Annotated in this window: 20 protein-coding genes and 1 pseudogene; 6 read left to right on the plus strand and 15 right to left on the minus strand. The window is 66.9% G+C overall.

Annotation, left to right across the window (positions count from 1 at the left end):
* The first annotated feature begins 19 nt into the window (after positions 1-19).
* From ABZ464_RS40180 to ABZ464_RS40190, 3 genes are all read left to right on the plus strand, one after another.
* The gene (locus tag ABZ464_RS40180; protein ID WP_359286413.1) at positions 20-289 is read left to right on the plus strand and encodes a helix-turn-helix transcriptional regulator; all 270 of its coding nucleotides are present in this window, start codon (positions 20-22) and stop codon (positions 287-289) included.
* Positions 290-644: 355 nt separating this feature from the next.
* Entirely contained in the window at positions 645-2,522 is a 1,878-nt protein-coding gene (locus ABZ464_RS40185; RefSeq protein ID WP_359286416.1) for an AAA family ATPase, read from the plus strand.
* A 1-nt stretch (position 2,523) separates the two neighbouring features.
* The gene (locus ABZ464_RS40190; protein WP_359286418.1) at positions 2,524-4,431 is read left to right on the plus strand and encodes a UvrD-helicase domain-containing protein; all 1,908 of its coding nucleotides are present in this window, start codon (positions 2,524-2,526) and stop codon (positions 4,429-4,431) included.
* A gap of 95 nt (positions 4,432-4,526) precedes the next feature.
* Here the strand turns inward: ABZ464_RS40190 and ABZ464_RS40195 are convergent, their stop codons facing one another.
* From ABZ464_RS40195 to ABZ464_RS40265, 15 genes and pseudogenes are all read right to left on the minus strand, one after another.
* Positions 4,527-4,703 (minus strand): hypothetical protein, encoded by a 177-nt coding sequence (locus ABZ464_RS40195; protein WP_359286424.1) that lies wholly within the window; start codon positions 4,701-4,703, stop codon positions 4,527-4,529.
* On the minus strand, positions 4,700-5,434 hold the full coding sequence (locus tag ABZ464_RS40200; protein ID WP_359286427.1) for a hypothetical protein: 735 nt from the start codon (positions 5,432-5,434) through the stop codon (positions 4,700-4,702). Before ABZ464_RS40200 ends, ABZ464_RS40195 begins: the two co-directional genes overlap by 4 nt.
* Positions 5,431-7,773, minus strand: a complete 2,343-nt coding sequence (locus tag ABZ464_RS40205; protein ID WP_359286429.1) for a hypothetical protein — start codon at positions 7,771-7,773, stop codon at positions 5,431-5,433. Before ABZ464_RS40205 ends, ABZ464_RS40200 begins: the two co-directional genes overlap by 4 nt.
* Positions 7,774-7,811: 38 nt before the next feature.
* Positions 7,812-8,330, minus strand: a complete 519-nt coding sequence (locus ABZ464_RS40210) for a hypothetical protein (protein ID WP_359286432.1) — start codon at positions 8,328-8,330, stop codon at positions 7,812-7,814.
* Between the two features lie 367 nt (positions 8,331-8,697).
* Positions 8,698-9,000, minus strand: a complete 303-nt coding sequence (locus ABZ464_RS40215; RefSeq protein WP_359286434.1) for a hypothetical protein — start codon at positions 8,998-9,000, stop codon at positions 8,698-8,700.
* Between the two features lie 125 nt (positions 9,001-9,125).
* Positions 9,126-10,001 (minus strand): hypothetical protein, encoded by an 876-nt coding sequence (locus ABZ464_RS40220; RefSeq protein WP_359286436.1) that lies wholly within the window; start codon positions 9,999-10,001, stop codon positions 9,126-9,128.
* Positions 9,998-10,714 carry a ParA family protein gene (locus ABZ464_RS40225; RefSeq protein ID WP_359286437.1) on the minus strand — a complete coding sequence of 239 codons (717 nt, stop codon included), beginning with the start codon at positions 10,712-10,714 and terminating at the stop codon, positions 9,998-10,000. Before ABZ464_RS40225 ends, ABZ464_RS40220 begins: the two co-directional genes overlap by 4 nt.
* A gap of 202 nt (positions 10,715-10,916) precedes the next feature.
* Positions 10,917-11,486, minus strand: coding sequence for a helix-turn-helix domain containing protein (locus ABZ464_RS40230; RefSeq protein ID WP_359286439.1), 570 nt, complete (start codon positions 11,484-11,486; stop codon positions 10,917-10,919).
* Positions 11,483-12,811 (minus strand): helix-turn-helix domain-containing protein, encoded by a 1,329-nt coding sequence (locus tag ABZ464_RS40235; RefSeq protein WP_359286440.1) that lies wholly within the window; start codon positions 12,809-12,811, stop codon positions 11,483-11,485. Before ABZ464_RS40235 ends, ABZ464_RS40230 begins: the two co-directional genes overlap by 4 nt.
* 887 nt (positions 12,812-13,698) lie before the next feature.
* A complete protein-coding gene (locus ABZ464_RS40240) occupies positions 13,699-14,529 on the minus strand; it encodes a hypothetical protein (RefSeq protein ID WP_359286499.1) in 831 nt (276 codons plus the stop codon).
* 550 nt (positions 14,530-15,079) lie between these two features.
* Positions 15,080-15,826, minus strand: a pseudogene (locus tag ABZ464_RS40245) (transposase family protein); the annotation flags it as partial.
* 428 nt (positions 15,827-16,254) lie between these two features.
* On the minus strand, positions 16,255-17,448 hold the full coding sequence (locus tag ABZ464_RS40250; RefSeq protein ID WP_359286443.1) for a DSD1 family PLP-dependent enzyme: 1,194 nt from the start codon (positions 17,446-17,448) through the stop codon (positions 16,255-16,257).
* Positions 17,445-18,338 (minus strand): ornithine cyclodeaminase family protein, encoded by an 894-nt coding sequence (locus ABZ464_RS40255; protein ID WP_359286446.1) that lies wholly within the window; start codon positions 18,336-18,338, stop codon positions 17,445-17,447. The genes ABZ464_RS40250 and ABZ464_RS40255 overlap by 4 nt, the downstream gene beginning before the upstream one ends.
* A 97-nt stretch (positions 18,339-18,435) precedes the next feature.
* Positions 18,436-18,852, minus strand: coding sequence for a RidA family protein (locus ABZ464_RS40260; RefSeq protein ID WP_359286449.1), 417 nt, complete (start codon positions 18,850-18,852; stop codon positions 18,436-18,438).
* Positions 18,853-18,878: 26 nt separating this feature from the next.
* Complete coding sequence (locus ABZ464_RS40265) at positions 18,879-19,589, minus strand: PAS domain-containing protein (RefSeq protein ID WP_359286452.1); 711 nt, start codon at positions 19,587-19,589, stop codon at positions 18,879-18,881.
* Positions 19,590-19,835: 246 nt separating this feature from the next.
* Between ABZ464_RS40265 and ABZ464_RS40270 the strand changes: the two genes are divergently transcribed.
* The 3 genes from ABZ464_RS40270 to ABZ464_RS40280 are packed head-to-tail and all read left to right on the plus strand — an operon-like array spanning position 19,836 to position 23,669.
* Positions 19,836-21,395, plus strand: a complete 1,560-nt coding sequence (locus ABZ464_RS40270; protein WP_359286455.1) for an amino acid permease — start codon at positions 19,836-19,838, stop codon at positions 21,393-21,395.
* Between the two features lie 53 nt (positions 21,396-21,448).
* Positions 21,449-22,462: an asparaginase domain-containing protein gene (locus ABZ464_RS40275; protein ID WP_359286458.1), complete on the plus strand. Its 1,014-nt coding sequence runs from the start codon at positions 21,449-21,451 to the stop codon at positions 22,460-22,462.
* Between the two features lie 4 nt (positions 22,463-22,466).
* Positions 22,467-23,669 carry a threonine synthase gene (locus ABZ464_RS40280; RefSeq protein ID WP_359286460.1) on the plus strand — a complete coding sequence of 401 codons (1,203 nt, stop codon included), beginning with the start codon at positions 22,467-22,469 and terminating at the stop codon, positions 23,667-23,669.
* Positions 23,670-23,679 lie beyond the last annotated feature (10 nt).

The following is a 23,679-nucleotide window of genomic DNA, read 5'->3' on the forward strand; positions in this document are numbered from 1 at the left end:
GTAACGGTCAAGTCGCCGTGTGCCTGAAAGTCAACCACCGCCGGATCCGCGGCTTCTGTCCATCGGTATGCAAATCCGACGTCTGCGGGAGGAGCAGGGATACAGCCTGGAGGAGCTTGCTGAGCGCAGCGGACTAAGTTTTCGTGGGCTCATCTATATCGAGCACGGGCAGCGCAATCCGAGCGTGTTAACTCTTCTGCGCATTGCTTCAGGGCTCAACGTCCTTCCGGCGAGATTTTTTGAAGGGCTGTCAGCACAGATGCTCGATGACCTCGTATCAGATATGTGACATCTGTGCAGGGCGCCGATGCCTGGCTGGACGAGTAGCCGTCTGACGGAAACGGCCCCTGCGAGGTGGGCGAGACACTCGTCGCTGCCGAAGCGGTGGGCACGGGGCGCAGCGAAGCACCGGCGGGCCAACTCGTTGGCGAAGCAGGAGCGTCGTCGCAGTTGGCCCTTCGGAGGTACCCGAACGTGATGGTGACCGCTCTCGCGGGTGCCGCGCGTCAGCAAGCGCGTTTTCCTCTTTGGGGTGTACGTGACTCTCGTATGCTTACGCCACGAGCCGCAATGGGTGGGGCACTTGAGGCGGCCGTTGTCGCCTGTGCTGTGCAGGGGTGCGGGCTTGTCCGGGGGGAGCTTCGGTGTACCTGGCACATGTGCGGGCCGAGAATTTTCGGATCTTCGGCTCGGCGCCGCAACGGCAGGGGGACGAAGATGAGTCGCTGCGGGTCGACTTCGGTCCGGGCATCAGCGTGCTGGTGGGGGAGAATGACAGCGGGAAGACCGCAATCGTCGATGCGATCCGGCTGTGCCTGCTGACGACGGCGGCTGACTTCTATCGCATATCCAAGGACGACTTCCATGCGGGACGCAACGGACGGGCGGACACGTTTACCATCACGTGCGCGTTCCGGGGTCTCACCGTTCAGGAGCAGGGAACGTTCCTGGAGTTGGTCACCACCGAGGATGGCGGTGAGACGGTTCTGTACGTCACCCTCAAGGCGCAGTTGATGGATCCGCTGCGGCCGAGCCGGGTGTCGGTCACCACGCGGACCGGTCCCGACGGCAAGGGGCCGGCGCTCGACGGCGCGGCCCGGGAACTACTCAAGGCCACCTATCTCAGACCCCTACGCGACGCCGAGGCCGAGCTGCGCTCCGGTCGCGGATCACGACTGTCGCACATCCTCGCCAGCTATCCCGCCATCGCCAAGCAGACCGAAAACGACTTCGACGCAGACAACGACACCGCGACGACGCTGGTGGGCATCCTCAGCAGGGCGGAACACCACATCAGCGCCAATACCGCCGTGGCGGAGGCCCGCGACGCCATCAACACCGACTACCTGGAGAAGTTTTCGATCGGCTCGGACGTCCTGCGCGGCGAGATCGGAGTCGCCGGCGACGCCACCCTCCCCCGCGCACTGGAGCGGCTGGAACTGAAACTGTCCACAGGGGCGGGCGGCCCGGAGGAGTGGACCAAGCGAGGACTCGGATACAACAACGCCCTTTTCATGGCTGCCGAGTTGCTGCTGCTCGGCAATAGCGAGACCGCGCCCCTGTTGCTGATCGAGGAACCCGAGGCCCATCTCCATCCCCAGCTCCAAAGCCGGGTGATGGAACTCCTGCAAGAACGCGCCGAGGAATCCAGCCCGCGGGTGCAGGTCATCCTCAGCACGCACAGCCCTCATCTCGCCTGTGCCGTACCGGTCCAGCACCTCACCCTCGTGGCGCGCGGTAAATCCTTCAGCCTGGCCCCCGACTGCACACAACTGGAGGTCGGCGACTATGCCTTCCTCTCCCGCTTCCTCGACGTGACGAAGGCGAACCTGTTCTTCGCACGCGCCGTCGCCATCGTGGAGGGTGACGCGGAAGCTCTGCTGCTGCCAACTCTCGCCCAGGCAACTGGCCGCTCCTTCAGTCGAGGCGGCGTCAGCGTGGTCAACGTCGGACACACGGGCCTGTTCCGCTACAGCCGCATCTTCCAGCGCAGCGGCGAGCAGATCCCGGTCGCCGTCGCCCGCATCAGCGACCGGGATCTGGTCCCGAAGGACACCCCGAAAGACATGCGCGGCGAACTGCGCAGCTCGGCCGAGATGACTCCGGCGGAGATCGCCGCGCACCTAACGCTCTTGAAAACGGGGGACAGCGGCAACGTACAGACCTTCGTATCCGACCACTGGACCTTGGAGTACGACCTGGCGGCCGCATCCTGGCCACTGGCCACCCTCATGCACCAGGCAGTCCAGTGCGCTCGCATCTCTGAGCGGTCATGGCCCGCCGCAGACAAGCTGGCGGAGACTGAGCGACGGGCAAAAGGCGAGGTCAGGGGCTGGAAAGAGGAAGGCGTTCTGCTGCCCGAGGTCGGCTTGCGTGTCTACCGGCCCCTGCGCATGAAGAACGCGAGCAAGGCGATCGCCGCCCAGCACGCAGCTCGCCTGCTGAAGAACGTCACGCTGACAGACGACGATCTGCCGCCATACCTGCGCGATGCCTTCAGCCACCTCTGCAGCGGGGCGTGACATGACGATTCCGTACGACCCCGCCTCCTTCGCCAAGGACCGGATCGAGGCAGCCGCCGCGCTCCTCGGACTCGACCTCCCGCACCACGAACAATGGGACTTCATCCAGCAGATGATCTCCCTCGACCTCCAGGCAGCACCCGGCTCGGGCAAGACCAGCCTCGTGGGCCTCAAACTGGCGCTGCTGGCCCAGGGATGGAGGTCAGCGACCCGCGGCGTGTGCGTCATCTCCCACACCAACACGGCCAAGGACGAGATCACCGCCCGCCTCGACGCGGTACCAGCTGGCCGTAGCCTGCTCCAATATCCGCACTTCATCGGCACGATCCAGTCCTTCGTCAACACCTTCCTCGCGCTGCCCGCCTTGCGTTCCATGAAGGTCGAGATCCAGACGGTGGACGACGAGGCTTACGCGGCAGCAGCGCTCCGGCTGCTTGAACGCCCCCGCTACCGAGTCCTCAAGGGCACATTGGAGCGCCAGCGAGACGGCCACCAGCTCATCTCTGAGGCCCACTTCGTCTGTGAAGGAAGCCACCTGAGCGTGGTTACCACACGGCCGCTTCCGTTCTCCGCCGATACCAACAGCGGGAAGCAGTTCGACCACCTCAAACGCCGACTCGCCCGAGACGGCCTCTTCCGCTACGACGACATGTTCGCGGTCGCGGAGCGCCATCTGCTGCGAAATCCGACCCTGGCCGAAGCCACGGCCACGCGTTTCCCCTTTGTCTTGCTGGACGAGATGCAGGACACCAGCGCCATGCAGCAACGCCTCCTGGACAAGATCTTCACCAACGGACACACCATCGTCCAGCGCGTCGGAGACATCAACCAGCGCATCTTCGACGACCGCGGAGACACTCAGACCAGCCCCTCCGCATTCCCCCTGCCCATGTCCGCCGAACTCCCGGTCAGCCGGAGATTTGGAAGCAAGATCGCCGTACTGGCCAGTAACCTCACCGTTCACCGCCCACAGCGCATCGAAGGCACAGGGCCCGAGGGCAGCATCGCCCTGCTGCTCTTCGACGAGGACTCCGTCGGCCAGGTGGTGCCCGTCTTCGAGCGCCTGGCCAGCTCTCTGGTCCCGCAGAACGCGCTCCTGCACAATCCCCCCAGGGTGCTGGGCGCCCGACGGCACCCGGGCAGCTCCGCCAAGTTTCCCCAATCCCTGGCGTGTTACGTCCCCGGTTTCCAGTTCCCCGGCCGCGGCGAGACTCGTGGCCTCCTCATCACCTCAGCCCGCACCGCGCAGGAGCAGCGCCGGCACGGTGACAGCCATGCGGCTGTCCAGCAGCTCTGGAACACGGTGCGAGGCGCCGTCCGGCCTTGCGCACCGGAAGGTCTTCCCCCACTTGCCCGTCTCGACCGCGACCCCAGCACAGCGGGCGGACGGATCCGCGCGTTGCTGAACTCGCTGCTGACCGATGCGCTGGACGACGAGAACCGATGGCAACGGCTGACCCAGCAACTGCTTGAGGTGCTGCCCGAACTCACTCAAGCACCGTGGGACGACCACGCCGCACTGCAGGAACCGATGTCCTATCTGCCCGTCGAGAACCCGACGGTACGTCACCTCATCAGCGAGTCCGGCACCGTGACCTCTGTGGTCGGCACCATTCAAAGCGCAAAGGGCGAAACACACGCCGCCACCTTGGTCCTTGAGTGTCTGGACAGAACAGGGAAGAAGCACGACGTCGCCGAGGTACTGGCGCTGCTGGCTGGTGCCGGAGACATCGCGCGCGCTTCCCCCACCGTCCGCCGCGCGGCACAACTCATCTTCGTTGGAGCCACTCGCCCCACTCACCTTCTTGCTCTGGCTGCCTTGCGGGAGCGGGCCGAGCCCTACACCGAGGCCTTGGCCGAGCGGGGCTGGGCCATCCACCATGTCACGGAGCCCTGGCTGCTGGTCTGAACCCTGAAGCGCGCCGTGGTGGTTCCTGTTTGGGAGGCGCATAGCCAGCAGGCTGCAACTGGCCCGAAGGCCGATGAGTGTCGACCGGCCGATGGTCAGGACGGCGGGTTGTGCCCATGGTTGCGGTAGGGCACCTCGTCAGGGTGCAGCCGTAACCGGGCCAGCCGCCAGGCCGTATCTGGGGACATTTCGTGATGCCCGTTCTTGCGGATGCGGCGGGCGAGCAGGCTCGTGCGCGGGGCCAGCAGCCAGCGCAGCACGCTGAGGCTCACTCCGCTTCCTCGGCGGTGGCGATCTCCTCGGCCAGTTGCCGGTGGCCGAGGGTGGTCATCGCGCTGCGCAGGATTTTCAGGAAGTCCTGCGCGTTGTCTTCGGTGATTCTGCCGACGAACGTGTGCAGTGTCTGGGCGACGAGCACCCAGCGGGAATGCGGATGCCACTGATGGATCTGGCGAACCAGCTCGTCGGGATCGCTTCCCTCGGGCGGGCCGCCGATACGGGGGGAGCGTTGGAGGAGCGTGTACAGGCGTGCCGCTGAAGGATTCGCGAGGAGCTCCTCGCGCAGGAACTCCATGCGTGCGCGGGCCTGGCGACGGTCCATCTCGTCGAGTTCGAACTCATGTCGGGCACGCTCCGCGCGGTGGGCGCCCGCCGCGATGTCATCGTCGACGCGCAGGGTCACGCTGACTTTGAGCAGTTCAACGCCGTCTCGGTGGATCGGTAGCTGCTGACCCAACGCTGCTGTGAGTTCCTGTTCCGCGGCTGCGGTGCGCAGCACCGTTTCGCTGGCGAGGACTTTCTCTACCATCAGTCGTGCGGCGCGACTCGCCGCGCAGCGGGCGTCCTGGTTGGCTGGCCCGTGTGGCGAATGGCGCCATTCGACGCGGACGACCGCCTCGAACGGGAGTCCCGCATCACGGCTGTCGGGCCGGTCATGGAAGACGGACGTCCAAGTCTGCGCGGGTGACCGGAGGGTGTCGCGGCGCGTGCGGCGTCGCATCATGCGTGTTCTTCCGGACCGTCGGCGCCGGCCATGGTCTGCTGGAAGGTCTCGATGATGCCGTCGTCGAGCAGCTGCGTGAGTTCGGTGTACACGGTGCGGTGGGCCAGCCCGGCGGACGGGAGCTCGATGCGGCCTGCCGATTGCTGGAGGGCGGCGGCCTTGGCCCATTGCCGTGCGATTGCCCGCAGCCGGTCGCGGGGGCTCTCGCCCGGCGTGCCTGCCTGCTCTGTGAGCTTCACCGCTGTGCTCAAGACCTTCAGCACGTCAGCGTGTATGTCGGGATGACTCAGCGCCGCGTCCAGCCACAGACGCACGACCGCCGATGCCTGGCCGTCCTGCTCGAACCCCTCCGTACCTTGAAGGAGCGCTCGCCAGCCCACGATCAGATCGGCGAGGGGAGCCGTGAATTCCGCCTCGTCGCTGTGGGGGAGCAGGGCCGGGAGCGTGGGAGCATCGGGGTGTGTCGACTCGGCCAGGGCCCTGAATGCTTCTTGCCCGGCTACCAGTTTGGTCCCACCCTCGCGGCACCAGTCGATGACGTAGCCGAACAGAGTCCGGCGCGCACTGGGATCGCTCCACAGATTGTGCACGGCTCCCTGTAGAGCTTGGCGTACTGCCAGGTCTTCCGAGCCGGCTGCATGGCGCAGCCGCCGCAGCGCCTTGCCGGTGTGAAGGACGCCGAACTCCCCGGCGCACACCTGCACGGTGGCCAGCTGTTGGGCGGCGTTGCCGGTTCTGGCCCACTGCAGCAGCATGTCGTGGATGTAGGAGGCGCTGGCCGTCTGTAGACAGGCAGACGTGAGGAGGTCCACGGCCGATGGCCACAGCGGGGTGTTGTGCCAGCGCCGGACCAACTCGCGCAGGGGTTCTTGCCGACGATGACGTACCGCCCACCGCAGGGCGAAGCTGCCGATGCGTTCGGCCATCGCCTGCCGTTCTGCGTCAGTGAGCGTTTCGAGCGCGGACTTGGGCTTCTTCGAGGGGGCGTCGGCCAGCCACTCCAGAAACTTCATCCGGGACAGGGGCCGATCGACCCAGAAGTACTCCAGCGCCGCGTCATCCCATTCGGGGCGGTTGAACGTGACGGTGTCGTCGGCCTGCAGTTCGGCCTCGATCGAGTCGACCATCTCGATGACGCCGGGTTCCTGCTGTCCCTTCAGGGATGGGTCACCGTCCCCGAAGACGAATGCCAGGTCGGCTGTACTGGCGTAGACGTGTGCAACGGACGCTCCGCGCAGGGTGGCGCAGGCCAGCAGGAAGTTGCGCTGGAAGCTGGTACGGCCGGGCTCCTTGTGCCAAGCCAGAAGCTGGGGACGCCAGTTGTTACGGGCCGCGATGACGCTGAGGACCTGGCGGTCGAACGGCGTGTCGCCGCCGCTCTTCCGTTTACGTGCCAGTGCCTCCAGGTTGGGCAGGTTGCTGTCGCTGGCATGGTGCGCGTCCAAAATGAGAGTGACGATCTCCAGGGCCTCCACCGGTGGCTGGCCCTTCAGCAAGGCGATGATGTCGTCATCGGTCAACCATCGGTCGACCGGCAGATCAGGTGGACCTTCCGCGCCCAGCCACTCACGGGCGATTTCCAACGGCGACGGCACCCCCAAGGAGGGTTTGATGCCGTCCGGTGCTCCACCGCCCACGCGGCGCCACTGCTCCGGTGTGGTCAGCACCACGAGCCGGGCACTGCGACGTTTCAGTGTGTACTGCAAACGCTCGATCGTCGCACCGAGCGTGTCGGCTATCTCGAAGCCTTCCTCATCAGGCGGGAGTTCGAGCAGGTAGCCGCGGTTCTCCGCCTGTGGCAGGCGGCGCAAGGGGAACTCCAGGCCACCGCCGAAGCCGAGCGGACCCACACGCACGGCGGGGAATTCATGACGCAATTCCGCGAGGAGCGCGCACGCATTGGTCGTGCGCCCAGTGCCCGGCTTCTGAGCGAGTACTACGACAGAGCCGGGGTTATTCCACCACTGATAGATTTCGTCGAACGAGGCGCCTCCCTCTGGACGCACGTAAACGGTGCGGAGGGCGTCAAGGTAGGTGTCCGAAAACTCATTGTGGTCAAGCGGGTTTTCGAAACTCGCGTTGACTTTCAGGGCGTTCATTTCGCCCAGGTTGAGCAGGGCCATCTGCCGTAGACGCTTAACCGCCTCCGTGTCCAGGAGGGACTTGAGACGTTCCTGTAGTTCCTCATCCAGTTGCACGCCCGCGTCCGGCGGTACGGTGTCCGGTGTCCGCGATGCGTCCGTGGATTCGAAAGCGCCGGTCTCGCCCCAGCGCGGGCCCTCGGACCGCTGGCCGTTCTCGTAAGGTGGCCTCAGGCCGTAGTCCTGCTGATCGTTCACCCATACCCCCGTGGTGTGCAGCCCTCCGACTGCGAGAGCTATCCAAGCGTGCCGTCGATTTCGAGTGCGGTGACCTCGCCGCCCTGGCGCACCACCTTGGTCCGCTGTTCGATGTCGGCTGACGCTTCGGCGGTCACCCGGCCAACCTTGACCGCCCGGGCCACCCCGTCTGCCTCGACTTCCTCAAGGATCTGCCTGACCCTCACGCCCGGTGCCGAACGCCGTTCGCCCATGAAGGACAGACGCTGCCCGTAGACCGCCTCCAGGTCGTCGCGCAGTTCACTCATCGCCTGCAGCAGGTGCTCGTCATCGTGTCGAATCAGAGCGGGGTTACGGTGATAGACGGCCAATTCACGGGCCACGGATTCCAGCCGGCGAATCCGCTGCTCGGTCAGCTCTTCGTCGTGGATGAGCAGGGGAGCTCCCGATTCAACCAGGACTGGGCAGGTCGCCGGTTCGGCCGAGGTCGCGGTGTTATTTCCGCTACGGCGGTCGAGTACAGCACCAAGGCGGCCAAAGAGAAACGCGAATACCTGAGGCATGGCTGACGTGGCCACTGTCGCTAGCGACAGCTGATCTCCCATTGAATCCCCCGAACGGTGAACTTAGGTCACGGCAAGGCCGCAAGATCCCACAAGGCTACGAGTGTCCAGGAGCCGGATACAAAGGAGCATTCCCGCCAAACATGTAGCCGCCATATTCAGACAGGCGAATTCGCATCCCCGGAGACGACCTTAAATTCGCACGAGCGTTCCCGATTTGCTGCGGGAGTCAAGTGCTGTGACATCTGGGGTTGAAATCCCTCGGCTGCGGCACGCCCTGTGGGTGTTTTTCTTGAACCGGAACATGGGCGACAGTGGTGCACGCTGGCCTGAACGAATGGCGCAAAGGGTGCATCGTAGCCGCCTACTTGTAGGTCGCCGGTCATGGACAAGTGGGTTCGGGGTCCGGTGGGTAGCCCTTTGCCCGGAGCCAGGTGTCGAGGGCCAGGGCCACGATGTCTCCGTGTGGGATGTCGGTCTCGGCGTTGTAGCGTCGGATGCGTCGCTGGAGTTGGAGGACCTCGGGGACGGCGTAGTTGAGTTGCCCGCGTTTGGTGTGCCGGTTGCTGATGACGTCCAGCGTGTCCGGGTGCGGCGTGAGAGCGTCGTCGGTTGGCTGGAACTCGGTGTCGAGCGCATCGGCGATTTCACGCAGCAGGCGTGCGTGACGGGAGTGATTGGGCACGAGAGCTGCTCCGGTTGGTCCTTCTAGGCGGATAGCTATCCGCCTATTGGGCTATTGGAATAGTCGGCAGAAGGGGCGGCCGCGCCCTGGTGTGGGTGCGGCCGCCTTGAGCCCTGCGGTCGTGTTCAGAAGCCGCGGGCGGTGAGCCACTCGTCCAGCGCTACGGAGACGATGTCGCCGATGGGCAGGTGATCGAGTTCGTTGTCGAGCGCGAAGCGTTTGATCCGCTTCTTGAGCTTCAGGGCAGCGGGTACCGACGAGTCGAGGCTCTCGCGGGCGATGATGCGCTGGTTGAGAACGGCGGCGACCTCGGGAACGTCCTTGGGACGGCCGGGGCCGTGCGCGTACGGCGCACCCTCGCTGGGCGCCTCCTGCGATCGAGCGTGCTGTTCCTGGTGAGCCCCCGGACCCTCGGTCCTCACCGGGAACGCGGTACCGCCTGCCGCCGGGGGAGCGGCCGAGCGAATGGCCACCTCGGCGGCCGGAGCCGCACCAGAAGCCGTGGATGTCACGTGAGATGGCCCGTTGATCGAAGCGTGCTCGGCCAGCTGCGTGGGCTGGACCGTACGTACCGCAGGCTCGGCAGCCGGGACCCCCGGCGGTACATGCCGTTCCGCAGGCATCCCAGCGGACTCGGTCCCGGCCTCGGGCGCGTCGAAGGCCGGGTGAGCCAGCTGACTGGCGGCTGGCTCAGGGACGGGGCCGCTCGGCGAGGCCTCGATGGTCGGTCGGGTGGACGCCGGCGGATCCTCGGGGACCGTGTTGGTCCGGCTTCCTGCCGCCCTGTCGACGGGATCAGTGGAAGGTGCGGGCTGACCCTGCGACTCGCCCGCAGTGGGGCGGTCTTGGCTCTGGTTGGTTGCCTGCTCGGCGGCGAACTGCTCGGGAGTGAGCTCGGCGGCCGGGGGAGGGGGCGGCGGGGTCGTCTTCTTGGCCCCGCCCAGGGCGCGCCCGCCGGTGCGGCGGGCGGGAGGCTTCGGCCGCTCGTTCTTCTCGCTCATGCCTGGGTCAGCTCCTTCATCAGGTTGGCGTACTCGCTCAGTTCGGTGGGGATCTCGCCGAAGGCCTCCATGTAGTGGACCCAGGAGTGGATGGTGGTTTCGGCGAGCGGGAACGCCTCGTCGCGGTCCGGGCCGATGCCCTCACCCTCGGCGGGCTCCAGCAGCTGCTCCTTGGCGGTGCGGGGAAGGCTGGTGCGGTCGTCGGCCTTCACCATCACCACGTGGGCGGTGACGCCGTGCTCGTTGCGGGCGGCGGCGCGCTCGGCCTCATCGAACGTGGCCACGAGCTTGCGGCGCTCTATCTTGGTGGGGGCGACCGGCACGAGCAGCAGGTTCGCCTCGGTAACAGCCTCGTGGAAGATCCGGGCGCTGCCGCCGCCCGCGTCGACCACGATCGCGCCGAACTCGGCGCGCTTGGTGCGGATGTACTCGGCGATGTCGTCGAACGGGTACCGCTCGACCACCAGGTTGGCCGGGATCTCGAAGCCTGCGGCCTGGGCGACCTTGAACCAGTCGTAGGCGGACTGACTGGTGGCGTCAGCGTCCAGCAGCAGCGTCGGGACGCCGAGGACGACGGCGTAGTAGAGGGCGATGAACCAGGCGGAGGTGGTCTTGCCGGTGCCGCCCTTGAGCATGCCGACAACGATCACGAACGCGTCCCCGACGTGTTCTGTGGCCGCGGCCAGGGTCTTGTGACGGGTGTTCTCGTTCACGTGTGCTTGATCTCCTGAAACTGGAAAGGTGCGTTGACTCGGCGGGTTGTCGACGGCGTCGACGCTTGCTTGGGGGCCTGGCTGCCTGGCTGCCTGGCGACGGGCGGGGGAGCCCTTGCTGCGCAACCGAAGCTGGGATGGTCCATGGGCGGGTCGCTGAGCCGAACGGCACCGCGTGGGACATCGGAGAGGGCCGCGGTGCTCATGACTGCCTCGCCTGGTTCGCGGGCCCATGGCGGTGCTGGGGCCGCATGGGAGTGCGGGCCTGCTGCAGGAGCCGGTAGACCGTGGCCACGGAGTAGTTGCAGTCCTCAGCGAGCTCCGGCACGGAGGCGCCGGCCTCGTACCGTGCCCGTAGGGACAGCGCGAGCTTGTGTCGCTTGGCGGCCCGTGCTGCGGCGCGCATCCGCAGGGTCTGCTGCGTGGTGCGCACGGTGCCGCCGGCCTCGATCAGCAGGCGCCGAGCACTCCGCCTCGTCTCTCCCGCAGCCGTGGCGAGTTCGGTGAGGGTCGCGCCGTGCTGCTCGTAGAGGGTGCGTAGGTGAGCTGCGAGTCGCTGGCGGGCTTGTGGGTTCTGGCGCATCCGGCGGGTCTGCCAGGAGGTGCGCATGACGGTCCCGGCGTCGTGCAGCCGGTTGAGGACGGTGCCATACGACAGGCCGCTGGCAGTGACGAGCTCGTCGACCGTGGCGCCGGACTCGTACTGCTGGCGCAGGGCTTGGGGCGCCACCTCCTTGCTCGGGTCGGAGGTGATCGGGCGTTCTGGGTTCATGCGACGGACTCCCATTCGCTGAGGGCTTCGGCATGGGCGGCGGCCAGCTCGTCGTAACTGCGCTGGTCGGATGGGGTGATGAGGATCAGGCGGCCGTCGGTGGCGACCCGCCAGTCGACGGCCGGACGGCCGGTGAGCGGGTCGAGGACGCGCCCGTCGGGGGCGTGCCACACGGGCGGGATCTCGTCGGGGCGCGGCGCTGGGACCAGGACCTGGCGGCCGTCGCGGACGATCACCGCAGCCCTGCCGCGATGCTCCGCAAACCGGTCCAGTGCCTCCTGGTAGGCCGCCCGCTCCGCCGTGTGCAGGGCCTTCCTCCGGGCCGCGATGCCCCAGGTGCCGTGTTGCTCGGCGACCTTCTCCCAGCCCCGTGCCGGCGTGTGGCCGTTGTCGGCATCCGGGATGCTGATACCGAAGCCCTCCAGCGCACGCGGTGTAAGGGTCCAGGTCTCTCCGGTGTGCTGGACGAGACCGTGGTTGGCGAGGCGCCGCAGGGTCCGGTAGGTGGTGGCGCGAGAGACCGAGGACGTACCGACGAGTTCGCTGACGCTCTGGTGGGGGTGCTGGTGCAGGGCGCTGATGATCATGAGGGCGGCACTGCCGAGGGCGTGGTGGGCGAAGGCGTCGTGGCCCATGAGTTGGCCGAGGACGGTGGAGTCGATGTCGGCCGTCGTGGCCGTCTCAGAGGTGATCCACTCCTCAAGTGCCGGGTCGGGGGGGAACTGAGTGGACCGGAATCGAGACAGCAGAGCCGGGTCACCGTGACTGGGGATGGTGCCGTCGCCCAGGTACCAGGTGGAGCCTTCCCGGCCATGACCCACCCGCAGACGCCGCAGCCAGCCCCGTGGCCGGAGGACCGTCTCGTAGACGACCCGGAGTGTCGTGCGGGAGACCCCGGCTTCCTCCGCGGTCTGCCGCTCACTGGCGTGGTGCAGGGGTCCGCCCGCGATCTCGGCGAAGTTCAGGTGCGCCCGCAGCACCCGCAGCGCGGTCCGCCCACGCTCCCCGCGCCACGGTGTCGTCTCGATCCGGTCGCGCAGTGCGGCGAGAACTTCGTACGCCTCGTGCCGGGAGCCCAGCGCCGTGGTGCTGCTGATCGCGTCCGAGGCGCTGGCCCACACCCGGCGGATGTAGTCCAGGGCGCGCGACTGCCCGGATCGCACCGCGATGTGCCGGGTGTGCCGTCCGCCTTCGTGCTCGGGGTGCAGCAAGAGCTGCGTGAGCTGGTCGACGGTGCCGCCGACGCGAGCCACGTGGCAGGCGATGGCCGCGGTGATCCGATGCCCGTGCTCAGCCGCGCCCTGATGGTCCGCGCGCAGGATCACGCTCCGACGGTCGGAGCCGAGCCGGCTGTAGCTTCCCGCCGCGTAGCGGCCGGTGAGGTCTCCGAGCAGAACCAGGTCAGCCGCAGCCGGAGACAGCTGGTGAAGCCCCAGTCGCTCACTCGGGTGAATGGGGCGTCGGGATGGGTCTGCCTGGTGGGTGTGGTGTGGCACTGTGGGGTCGTCTCGCAAGGACGTGGACGCCATCCAGGCCCGCTAAAACCACGGGTGGTGTCCGGAACCGACCTCCAATCGGTGCCAGGCGAAGCCTCCAGGATTGCCGTCCTGGAGGCCTTCGTATGCCTAGCCCCGCATCAGAGGCAGGCGTCTCCATCGCGGCTCGACCGAGAACGACTCGGAGTGCCGTCAGAGGAGTCCTTACCGGTTCGACGCGGTCCTGACCTCGGCTGATTCGGGGCCAGACAGAGGGCGATTGCCTCTGAGCGGCTCCGAGCAGCTTGGGTCGAACCCGGGTCGAATCAGAGCGGTTTCCTCTGACTGCCTCCGATCGCCTCTGCAACCCGACCTAGCAGGTCACAACCGATACGACCCACGAAGCCGCAGGTCAGAAAGGTGCGTCAGGAATACCCGGCGTACAGCCTGACTCGTCTGCCGCTCCACATTTCCGCAGGTCAGAGGCCATGTTTTCTCGCTGAACAAACTGGCCGGGTCGAATCCGGGTCGAATTCGGGTCGTGTGGGTGGGTGACGGTGCGGAGATATACCGCTCGTATTGTCCATCCTGTCCTGTCGATAAGGGGTGGATCGGGCGTATGGGGCATCCGGCGGGTGCAAGATGCGGCCCCAGGTCAGTTGCCAGCGAGTTGGGACGCTTCGGGCGCCTTCGAAAGTATGGTCCGGGGTGTCCCTGCTGGCGGGACAGGGTGCAGGTCATTCCGTCCGCTGTGACTCGCTGGTGGATTCGCTTTCCGGTGGTGCTTGCTTCACGCGTTGTGCTGCGTCGAGATTCACGTCAATCGTCACGTTCTCGCGGTTGTCGTTGATCCTCGCGGCGAGCGCCTGGATGGAGGTGGCGTCGAACCGGTATCGCGGCGGCCAGTCGAGGGGATTGGCCGGAGGCCAAATCGGCACGACAGAACCGTGAAAGTCCTCTAGGGGAGCGAGGTCTCCATCGAGGAAGGGGATGAGGACCTGGAACGCGACCTTGACCACTGAGAAGGTGACGCACAGGCCGAGGAAGTCGTCACTTGAATCGTTCCCCGGCATGTAGATCGGGCGCGACACCACAGCCAGCGGGTTTACGTCGTGGTACGCGGCGATCCAGACCCGCATCCCGTGGTGCGGTTGGCGGAAGACCTCCAGGCCCTGCCCGGCGCCGTGAGGAACGATGCTGCTGCCTATCGCATCAAAGAGGATGGCCATCTTGGCGGCCCACAGGGCGAGCCGGCCTTGGGCGTGCTCGTCCAGCGATCTCACGTGGAAGAACATCGGGACGAGGATGTCCTTGACGTCGTTCTCCAGCGTTGACATCCATGTGTTGTTGCAGTGTTGGCAGACAGGTGTTGTCGGCCAGTTGATACGCCGCCGATAGGGATCCGAGCTCCGCACGCCGTGGCGCTTCATCTCGCGCACGAGCCACTTGGGGTAGATGTCCTCGTCGGTGGGCTGGGCGTGTGGGTCCTGGCAGAAGGGGCAGCGGCCTGGTGGAGGGGCCATCCAGTTCGTGTGGGCCTGGCCTTCGAGATTCGTGTCGATATCCATCGTGGTCAGGATGTCGGCCAGTTGGGCTCTGCCCGCGCGGAGGAGTTGGACAGCCGTTCCGAGGCAAGCGCGGTGAGCCGCCCCCAACATATAGAGCGGTTCGTCGTTCGGTGGTGGAAGGGGATCCGAGAACATGCGTCCTACGTCGACGCGTGTTCCGATCAACCAGCTCCCAGAGCGCGTGCCGCCGATCTCCACCCATGAGTCGCGGGCGCGCTTGACGAGCTCGCCGCAACCAGCGAGGCAGTCCAGCCTGCGCCAGTCCCAACTCCATGAACTCCATGCAGTCGCCATGGCTAAGCGTGGCAGGGGTTGAGCTGATCTGTCCCGAAGATTTCTGCAGACAGCATTTGCCCGCAGCCGAATCCGAAAGGCGGCAGAGCTTCAGTGCCGACCAGCAGCGGTGTGAGGCAGTCGACACCTGTCGGCAGCCGGGCGTGGTGCCAAGGTCGCGTAGCTGGCGGCGAGGTAAGCGGCAGGGATGGGGCATGCCCAGAATTGCTCGGACGTGACCCACCGGCTGGCGCTTGGTAGTTAGTGAGCTTCTTGAGCGTTGCCGCTCCAGTGTGAGGATGGCCTTGGCGATTGACGTCATTCGGTTCGGGCTGCACCGGGACCTGCGGAAGATGCGCCAGGACTTCAAGCGGGCGATGCCGCGCCCGACTGGCGCTCGTGCAGCGGCCAGTGCCCGGTTGAGAGTCTTCTCGGTGGGGGTGAGTTCCTGCAGGGGCTTGCGCTTGATGCCGGTGGTCAGCCAGGGGCCGCCGCCCTGGTAGGCGAGATCGGCCAGGATGGGCACGCCCTGGCGCTCGCAGATCCGGATGATCCGGTGGGTGCGGGCCGCGGTGAGGTCGTGAGTGCGGCCCGGCAGAGCGGGCGAAAGCCACAGCAGCTGGCCGCCGGGGTCGGTGACGACCTGCACGTTCACGCCGTGGCGCCGGTGTTTGTGGGAATGGTCGGCCCGGCCGTCGCCGACCCGGTCGCACTCGGCGAGGGTGCCGTCCAGCAGGACGAAGTCCGCCTCGGTCTCCCGCAAGACCTTCAGCAGACCCGGTGCTCGTTCGGCAAGCAGGTCGACGACCGCGCTGGTGTAGGCGTGAGCGGTGGACTCGCTGATCCCGAACCCGGCCGCGATCTTCGCGAGGGTGGTGTGTTCGCGCAGGTACACCAGTGCCACCATCGCGCGTTGGGACGGGCGGAGCTTGCAGCGGCGGTCACCTTCACGGGTGACGATCAGCTTGGTGACCCACTCCACGAGTGCATGCGGCAGGTCGAGTGAGGCAGGATGGACGACCAACGAGGCCCCCGAGCAACGTGATGGAGACGTCAGACATCTCGATCAACAGCCCGGGGCCTCGCTCGTTGCGCTTCGCGGACCATCACCTGATCGGTGGCCAACTCGAAGAAGCTCATTGAGGGCGCACTGGTGTTGTGACGATCCTGACCGAGACGCTCAGCGCCGACGATGATCTCCCTCTCGCCCTCCCTCTCCGTCGGACCGAGGTCTGCATCGGGTCCGCGCATGCACAAGCGTCTCGACACCTCCCGGTGCACATAGCTGAGGTACAGGAAATCCCGGCGCGAACGATCATGGTTGGCTAGTGCACCGGCCGGAGGCCCCGGTGAGGTTCGCGAAAAGGTCGCCGACCGGGGCTTCTCTGGCCTATCCCGCGCCGGTGCAGTTGGGACAGCCGACCGCTGGTCCGTGATGACTGCTCCGGTGGGTTACCAGCCGGTGACGCGCTCCCAGAAGGTCTGGATCGCGGGTGTGGACGGTGTGCTCTGGCCGCTGGCGACGACGTGGTAGCCGCGGTGCTGCGCCGCGGTTGCGCAGGCGTGGTTGGGGAGGATACGCAGTCGTGTACCGACTGGCAGGTCCGGCAGGGGGGATCCGTCTCGGGTGGAGAGGATGCCGTGTTCCTGACTGGCGTCGCTCATCAGGAGGTTGGGGATGAGATTTCCGGTCAGGTCGGTGACGAGCCCGTAGCCCTGGTCGGTGCTCTGGTTGGCGGTGCCGCGGTCGCGGGACATGGCCATCCAGCCGCCGTCGGTGAGGATCCATCCGTGCTCGGCGCGATGGCCGATGACGGTGACGACGACGGACAGCGCGAGGTCGTCGACGCCGCACACGCCCAGGCCTGCCATGACGAGGTCGAAGAAGACGTAGTTGCCGGCGCGGACTTCGGTGACACCGGTCAGGTCTGTTGCTGCGTGGGCGGTGGGGGTGGATCCGACGCTGACGACGTCCGCGCTGAGGCCGGCGTCGCGCAGCTGCTGTGCGGCGGCGACGGCGACATCGCGCTCATGGCCGGCGGCCTTTCGCTGCGCGGCGCTAGTGGTGGCGAAGTAGGACTCGCCCGCGTGGACGAGGACGCCGCGGAGGCTGCTGGCTTCGGTGAGGATGCGGCCGATCTCCACAAGCGCGGGCTCCTGGAGGGTCACGCCGCCGCGGTGGCCGTCGCAGTCCACCTCGATCAGGGTCGGGATGGGCGTGTGTGCACTGGCGGCGGCGTCCCGTACGGCCCGTGCCTGCTCGGTGCTGTCCAGCAGAACGGTCAAAGTGATCCCGCGTCGAAGCAGGGCGATGACGCGGGGGAGTTTGTGCGGGTCGATGCCGACCGCGTAAAGGATGTCGGTGTAGCCGCCGTCCGCGAAGGCTTCCGCCTCGGCCAGGGTGGAGACGGTGATGGGGCCGGGCTCGTCGCCGTGGATCAGGGAGGCGACCTCTAGGGACTTCGTGGTCTTCAGGTGTGGTCGCAGGCTGACACCGAGCTTGTCGACGTGGTCCGCCAGCCTTGCGATGTTGCGCTTGGCCTTGGTCGTGTCCAGCACCGCGAACGGGGTGTCCGGGTCGGACAGGCTGAGTTGGCTCACGTTGTCCGACGTGCTGGCGGTGGGGTGGGGGGGCTGTGTCGTCATGGTGCGGTATCCAGTCGGTCGAGGAGGGCCAGGCCCAGGTAGAGGTCCTGAAGGCCGATGCCCGAGCTGTCGAAAAGGGTGATGTCCTGAGGTGATCTCCGCCCGGGTGCTCGCCCGGTGAGTACGTCTCCCAGCTGAGTGACGTGTGCGTCGGCCGGGGCGTGCTGCAATTCGCCGATCCTGCGGGACTGACTGGTCGCATCGCAGAAGAGCTGTGCGCGGGCCACTAGTTCGGCGGGGAGTTCCCGTTTGCCCGGGGCGTCCGCCCCCATGGCCGATACATGGGTGCCGGGCCGGACCCACTCTGAGTCGAACAAGGCCGGGTCGGCTGTGGTGGAGGTGGTAGCGGTGATGATGGTGTCGGCGCTGGATGCGGCCTCCTCGGGCGCTGCGGGTCGTGCGGGGATTCCGTCACGGGTGAGCGCGTCCGCGAACGCCCGGGTCCGGTCCGGGTCGCGTCCCACGGCCAGGACCAGGCCGATGGGGCGGACGCGCGCCACGGCGCGGACGTCGTAGCCCGCTTGGTGGCCGGTGCCGAAGACAGCGAGTGTGCTCGCGTCCGGGCGAGCCAGCAGGTCGACGGCCAGGGCGTCGGCGGCCGCAGTGCGATAGGCGTTGGCGGCGCCGACCTCGAGCACCGCTGCGATGCGGCCGATTTCCTGATCGAGGATCAACAAGGTGGAGTGGTGCCTCGGCAGTCCGTGGCGGTCATTGCCCGGCCAGTACGTGCCGATCTTCAGTCCGGCGTGGGTGGAGGAGGCCGCCGGCTTGACTGTGTAGCGGTTGTTCGGATCCGATCCGTGCACGTTCAGCGTGTCCTGCACCGCGCGACCGACGGTGGCCGAGAAGGCCTCCTTGGCGGCCTGGAGTGCTAGTTCGTGGCTGATCACGGCGGCGGTCTGTTCCTCCGTGAGGTAGAGCAGTCCGCGTCCGCCTGCGGCGGGTCCGACGGGGGCGGACCCGCTACTGCCCGAAGGGGCCTGGGGTTCAGTCGAGGGCGGCAACGGAGTGCACCTCCACGGCGGATCCGTAATGCAGTTCCTTGACGCCGGCGACGGCCCTCGCGGGCCGGACCGGACCGAGCCAGGTCCGGTACAGCTGGTCGAAGGCCGGCCAGTTGGCGATGTCGGTCACGTAGACGGTGACAGAGATCAGCCGCTCGCGACTGGTTCCGGCCGCGATCAGGCACGCATCGAGGTTGGCCAGGACCTGCTCGGCCTGGACTTCGAACGGCTCGTCGGCGAGCTGGGTCCCGTCGGGTGCCAAGGGAAGCTGGCCCGAGATGTAGGCCAGGCCACCGTGGGTGGCGATGTGCGAGTAATGGCCCGCAGGTGGTGCCAGCTGAGGGCTGTCGAACGTCGCTGTCGAGGCCCTCGCACCCTCGCCTGAGCCGGTGTCCTGCACGGTGCTCTCACTGATGCTCATCGTCCTCATTTCGTGTAGGCGTAGACGCTGGCCCGGGAGATGCCGAGGAGGTCTGCGATGGTCTGGGCCGCGTTGCGGGTGTCGAAGTAGCCGTCCGTGTACAGGCGGTGTACGAGGTCCTTCTTGGCGTCCTTGGGAAGGGCCCGCGGGGTGCTGGAGCGTTCGGCGGCGGCCGTCTCGATGACCTCGCGCAGTTCCCGGCGGGTGCGGTCGCGCAGGGTCTCCAGTTCCACCTCGCGGAACTCGGGGTCCGTCGTCACGAGGTTGGCCAGGGCCAGGGTGACCGGCGAGAGTGTCGAGACGTCAAGGTTGAGGCAGAGGGCGGCGACATACTCCCCGGCCTCGTTCTTGATCCCGATCGAGGTGCTCTTGGCGGGGCGCCCGTCAGGGAACTGGTTGGCGTAATTCTGAATGACGCTCGGGTAGTTGGGGTCCTTGATGCGAGCCAGGCCCAGCTCGGTGGCCGAGTCGCCCACCTGCCGACCGGACAGGTTGTTCTCGATGACACGGATGGCGTGAACCGGGTTTCGCAGGTCGTGCAGAACCACCTCACACAGGCCCGGGAACATACGCCCCAAGGCGATGGCAATCTTCTCGGCCTCGGCGAGCAGATGTTCGTCGCCTGCCGCCGCAGACGGCGCCGACCCGAGCGGCTGTCCGTCCCGTTGCTGCGCGTCGTCCCGGCCATCCCCGCGGTTTTCGTCCTTCACGGACATCGATCGTTCCCTCCCTGTGCTGCCGTTGCTGCCGCTCATCCTGCTCCTTGCGCCCGTCCGCCTTCTGCGTCTCCAGGAAGGGCACGCCCTGCAGATGTGCCGCCCGTGCGCGGGCCTCAGACGACTCCACCGAAACCTTCTCTAGAAATTTCATCCATCTATGGACAGACAATCTATCTAGTTCTAGAGTTCCCGTCCAGTTCCCGGTGTCGATCGATGCCGGCCACCCACGAGGAAGGCAGGCCGATGACAGGTCGTTCCCCGAATCCGCCGGCCGACGAGCCCGCATCGGCCGCCATGGCGGCCGCGCAGCCACCCGTCACCGACCAGCCGCGTCCCCGTCGACGAAGTGTCGACCACGCGGACGCCGGATACGCGAAGTCGCTGCGCCCTCGGCACATCCGGATGATCGCGATCGGCGGCTCCATCGGCACCGGCCTGTTTCTCGGGGCCGGCGGACGCCTGGCCCAGGGTGGACCGTCGCTGGCCCTCGTCTATGCCGTGTGCGGCGTGTTCACCTGGTTCATGATGCGGGCGCTGGGCGAGTTGGCCGTCCACCGGCCGTCGTCGGGAGCATTCGTTTCCTACGCACGGGAGTTCATGGGGGAGAAGGGCGCGTACATCACAGGCTGGCTCTTCTTCATCGACTGGTGCGCCAGCGTCATGGCCGAGACCACGGCCATCGCCCTGTACCTGCACTACTGGGACGCCTTCAAGTCGGTCCCCCAGTGGGTCCTCGCCCTGATCTCTCTGGCGTTGGTCGTGGCCGTGAACATGCTCAGCGTCAAAATCTTCGGCGAGACCGAGTTCTGGTTCGCCATGATCAAGATTGTCGCGATCGTCGGGTTCATGGTGGTGGCCTCGGCCGTCGTACTGCTGCAGTTCCAGGTCGACGGACACAGCCCCGGGCCGGCCCTGATCACGGACCACGGCGGCCTGTTCCCCCACGGCTGGCTGCCTGCGATCACCCTCGCGCTGGGCGTCGTCTTCGCCTTCGGCGGTACCGAGATGGTCGGCGTGGCCGCCGGTGAGAGTGACAAAGCCGAGGAAGTTATTCCCAAGGCGGTCAACTCCACCTTCTGGCGTATCGCGATCTTCTACGTCGGCGCGGTGATCCTCTTCACCCTGGTGCTGCCCTGGACGGCCTACAGCAAGTTCGAGTCACCCTTCGTCACGTTCTTCTCCGCACTCGGCGTGCCGGGCATGGGCAGCATCATGAACCTCGTCGTCATCACTGCGGCGATGTCCTCGATGAACTCGGGTCTGTACGCCACCGGCCGCACCCTGCGCTCCATGGCCATAGCCGGCAGTGGCCCCAAGGTCGCCGCCCGCCTCAACCGCAACCAGGTCCCCTTCGCCGGTGTGCTGATCACCGCCGGACTCGGCGTGATCGGCGTCCTGATCAACTACGTGCGCCCGAGCCAGGCCTTCGACATCGTCATGAACCTTGCCGGAATCGGCATCGCCGGCACCTGGATCTCCATCATGGTCAGCCATTGGCTGTTCGTCCGGCGCGCCCGGCAGGGGCTGCTGACCCGCCCCGCGTTCCGGTTGCCTGGCGCGCCCTACGTCAACCTGCTCACCGTCCTCTTCCTGCTCACGGTGATCGTCGGCATGTGGTTCGCCGACGAGATCGGCAAACCCACCATCCTGCTGTTCCTCGGCATCTGCGTCCTCATGACCATCGGCTGGTACAGGATCCGTGGCCGCATCGCCGCCACCACCCTGACACCTGCTCAGGAACCACAGACGGTTCCCGGAACGGACGGCACCACCTCCCGGTCCCACGGGACCGAGCTCGAGTGATCCCCCTGGCCACAAACCCCTGGCCGACACATCTCATGAAGGAGAACCCCGCTGTGCCCAGCACACGCCGCATCCAGCTCCTCTACACCGGAGGCACCATCGGTATGGTCCCGTCGCCCCGCGGGTTCGACACGGGCGGTGACATCCAAGCCGCGATCGAGGGGGCACTCCGCACCCAGGGAACCCCCGTCTCTCCAACCGACCTTGAGCTCGGCTTCGCCCAGATCAAAGAGGTCGTCGACTCCTCCAATATCACCCCCGAGCACTGGCAGGAGATCATCGATCACCTCCGCGCGCACAGAGATGCCTATGACGGCTTCGTCGTCCTGCACGGCACCAACACCCTCGCCCACTCGGCGGCTGCGACAGCATTCGCGCTGACCGGATTCGACAAGCCCGTGGTGTTCACCGGCTCCCAGATTCCCTTCGGCATCCCTGGCAGCGACGCCCCCGGCAACGTCATCGGTGCGCTCCAGACCGCGGCCGAAGGGGGCAGCGGCGTCAGCCTGTACTTCGACAACACCCTGCTCCCCGCCACCCGTGCCACCAAGATCTCGGCGCTGGATCCGCACGGCTTCATCAACCCCTACGACGACGAACTCGACACCCCGAACCAAGGATGGGCCTGTCCCGCCCCGTACCGTCGCCACGACATACCGGTCATCAGCATGGCCCCCGGCACGACAACCGACCGCTTCAGGGCGATGACGACGCCCGCCCCGGCCGCCGTCATCCTCCGGGCTTACGGCGCCGGCGAAGGCCCCGGCGACGAGCCCGGCATGGAGCAGGCCGTCCGTGACCTGGTCAACGGCGGTACACCCGTCGTCGTCATGAGCCAGTGCGTGCGCGCCCGTATCGATCTCAACAAGTACGCAGCCGCACACTTTTACGCCCGGGCCGGGGCGATCGGCGCGGACGACATGTCACTGGAAGCTCTGTACGCGAAGCTGCAGTTCCTGCTCAGCCAGGACGTTCCCCCGGCCCAACTCAGTGCCTGGCTGCGTACCAACATCGCCGGCGAAGTCACGGTGGATCTCCAGGCTGTCGCCGCCGCACAGATCTCGTAGGCCCTTGCGCTCGGTCACCACCGGGCCGACAGTGCCAGCATCGACCCAAGGAACACCACGACAGATGTCCAAGAATCTTCCCCGGCTCGTCGACCGCAGCGGCCACCTCTACGCGTCGGACCAGCCGCGCTGGCGCGGCGACGACGGCTCTCCTCTGATGATGGAACCGATGCCCGGCATCAGCCGCCGTCAGATCGACACCAGCATCAACACCCAGTGGCGCTACCGGTCCGCACTCCCACCGACCCAGGCCGAACCCGTCACCCTTGGCGAAGGACGCACCCCCCTGCTACCGCGGGCCCTGGCCGGACTCGACATCGCCGTCAAGGTCGAGTCCATGAACCCCACCGGCAGCTTCAAGGACCGCGGGAGCTCCGTGATGATCACCGCGCTGCGCCACCAGGGCATCGGCCGCCTCCTGGAAGACTCCAGCGGCAACGGAGGTGCATCCGTCGCTGCCTACTGCGCCGCGGCAGGCATCGACGCACAGATCATCGCCCCCGCCTCCACCTCCCCCTCCAAAATCGTGCAGAGCCGTCTGCACGGCGCGAGCGTTGGCCTCGTCCCGGGCAGCCGCCAGGACGTCGCCGACGAAGCCATCCGCCAGGCCGACACCAGCTTCTACGCCAGCCACAACTGGCACCCCCAGTTCCTGCAAGGCATCAAGCTGATCGCCTACGAGATGTGGGAGGACCTGGGCTTTACCGCCCCCTCGGCCGTCCTCGTCCCAGCCGGCGCCGGCAGTCTTGTCCTGGGCTGCGCCATGGGCTTCGCCGAACTCCAGCGCGCCGGCGAGATCGACCAGGTACCCCGCATCCTGGTCAGTCAGCCCGAACACTGCTGCCCCCTCGTTCAGGCCCTCACCGACGGCGCCGCCGCCATTGACGCCCGCGACTGGCCCCGTACCCTCGCCGAAGGAACGGCCATCGCACAGCCCGTGCGAGACCGGGAAGTCCTCCAGGCCATCCGCGACAGCGGCGGCGCCGCTACTGCCGTTGCCGAAGAAGAACTCCTGCCCGCAGTCGGTGAACTGGCACGCACCGGCGTCTTTGTCGAGCCGACGAGTGCCCAAGTCCTTCCCGCGCTACGCCAGTTCCGCGCCGCTGGCCACATCAGTCGGGATGACACTGTCGTCCTCATACTGACCGGCTCCGGCCTCAAGGCCACCCAGGCCCTCAGCCAGTTGATCACCGACACCCCCGCCTGACAACCAGCCC

The sequence above is a fragment of the Streptomyces sp. NPDC005820 genome, assembly GCF_040630255.1.
Classification (GTDB): Bacteria; Actinomycetota; Actinomycetes; order Streptomycetales; family Streptomycetaceae; genus Streptomyces.

Coding starts and splice junctions, on each gene's coding strand:
- ABZ464_RS40190 (WP_359286418.1), top strand. CDS start 2,524: ATGACGATTCCGTACGACCCCGCCTCCTTCGCCAAGGACCGGATCGAG.
- ABZ464_RS40200 (WP_359286427.1), bottom strand. CDS start 5,434: ATGATGCGACGCCGCACGCGCCGCGACACCCTCCGGTCACCCGCGCAG.
- ABZ464_RS40220 (WP_359286436.1), bottom strand. CDS start 10,001: ATGAGCGAGAAGAACGAGCGGCCGAAGCCTCCCGCCCGCCGCACCGGC.
- ABZ464_RS40230 (WP_359286439.1), bottom strand. CDS start 11,486: ATGAACCCAGAACGCCCGATCACCTCCGACCCGAGCAAGGAGGTGGCG.
- ABZ464_RS40240 (WP_359286499.1), bottom strand. CDS start 14,529: ATGGATATCGACACGAATCTCGAAGGCCAGGCCCACACGAACTGGATG.
- ABZ464_RS40250 (WP_359286443.1), bottom strand. CDS start 17,448: ATGACGACACAGCCCCCCCACCCCACCGCCAGCACGTCGGACAACGTG.
- ABZ464_RS40265 (WP_359286452.1), bottom strand. CDS start 19,589: ATGTCCGTGAAGGACGAAAACCGCGGGGATGGCCGGGACGACGCGCAG.
- ABZ464_RS40270 (WP_359286455.1), top strand. CDS start 19,836: ATGACAGGTCGTTCCCCGAATCCGCCGGCCGACGAGCCCGCATCGGCC.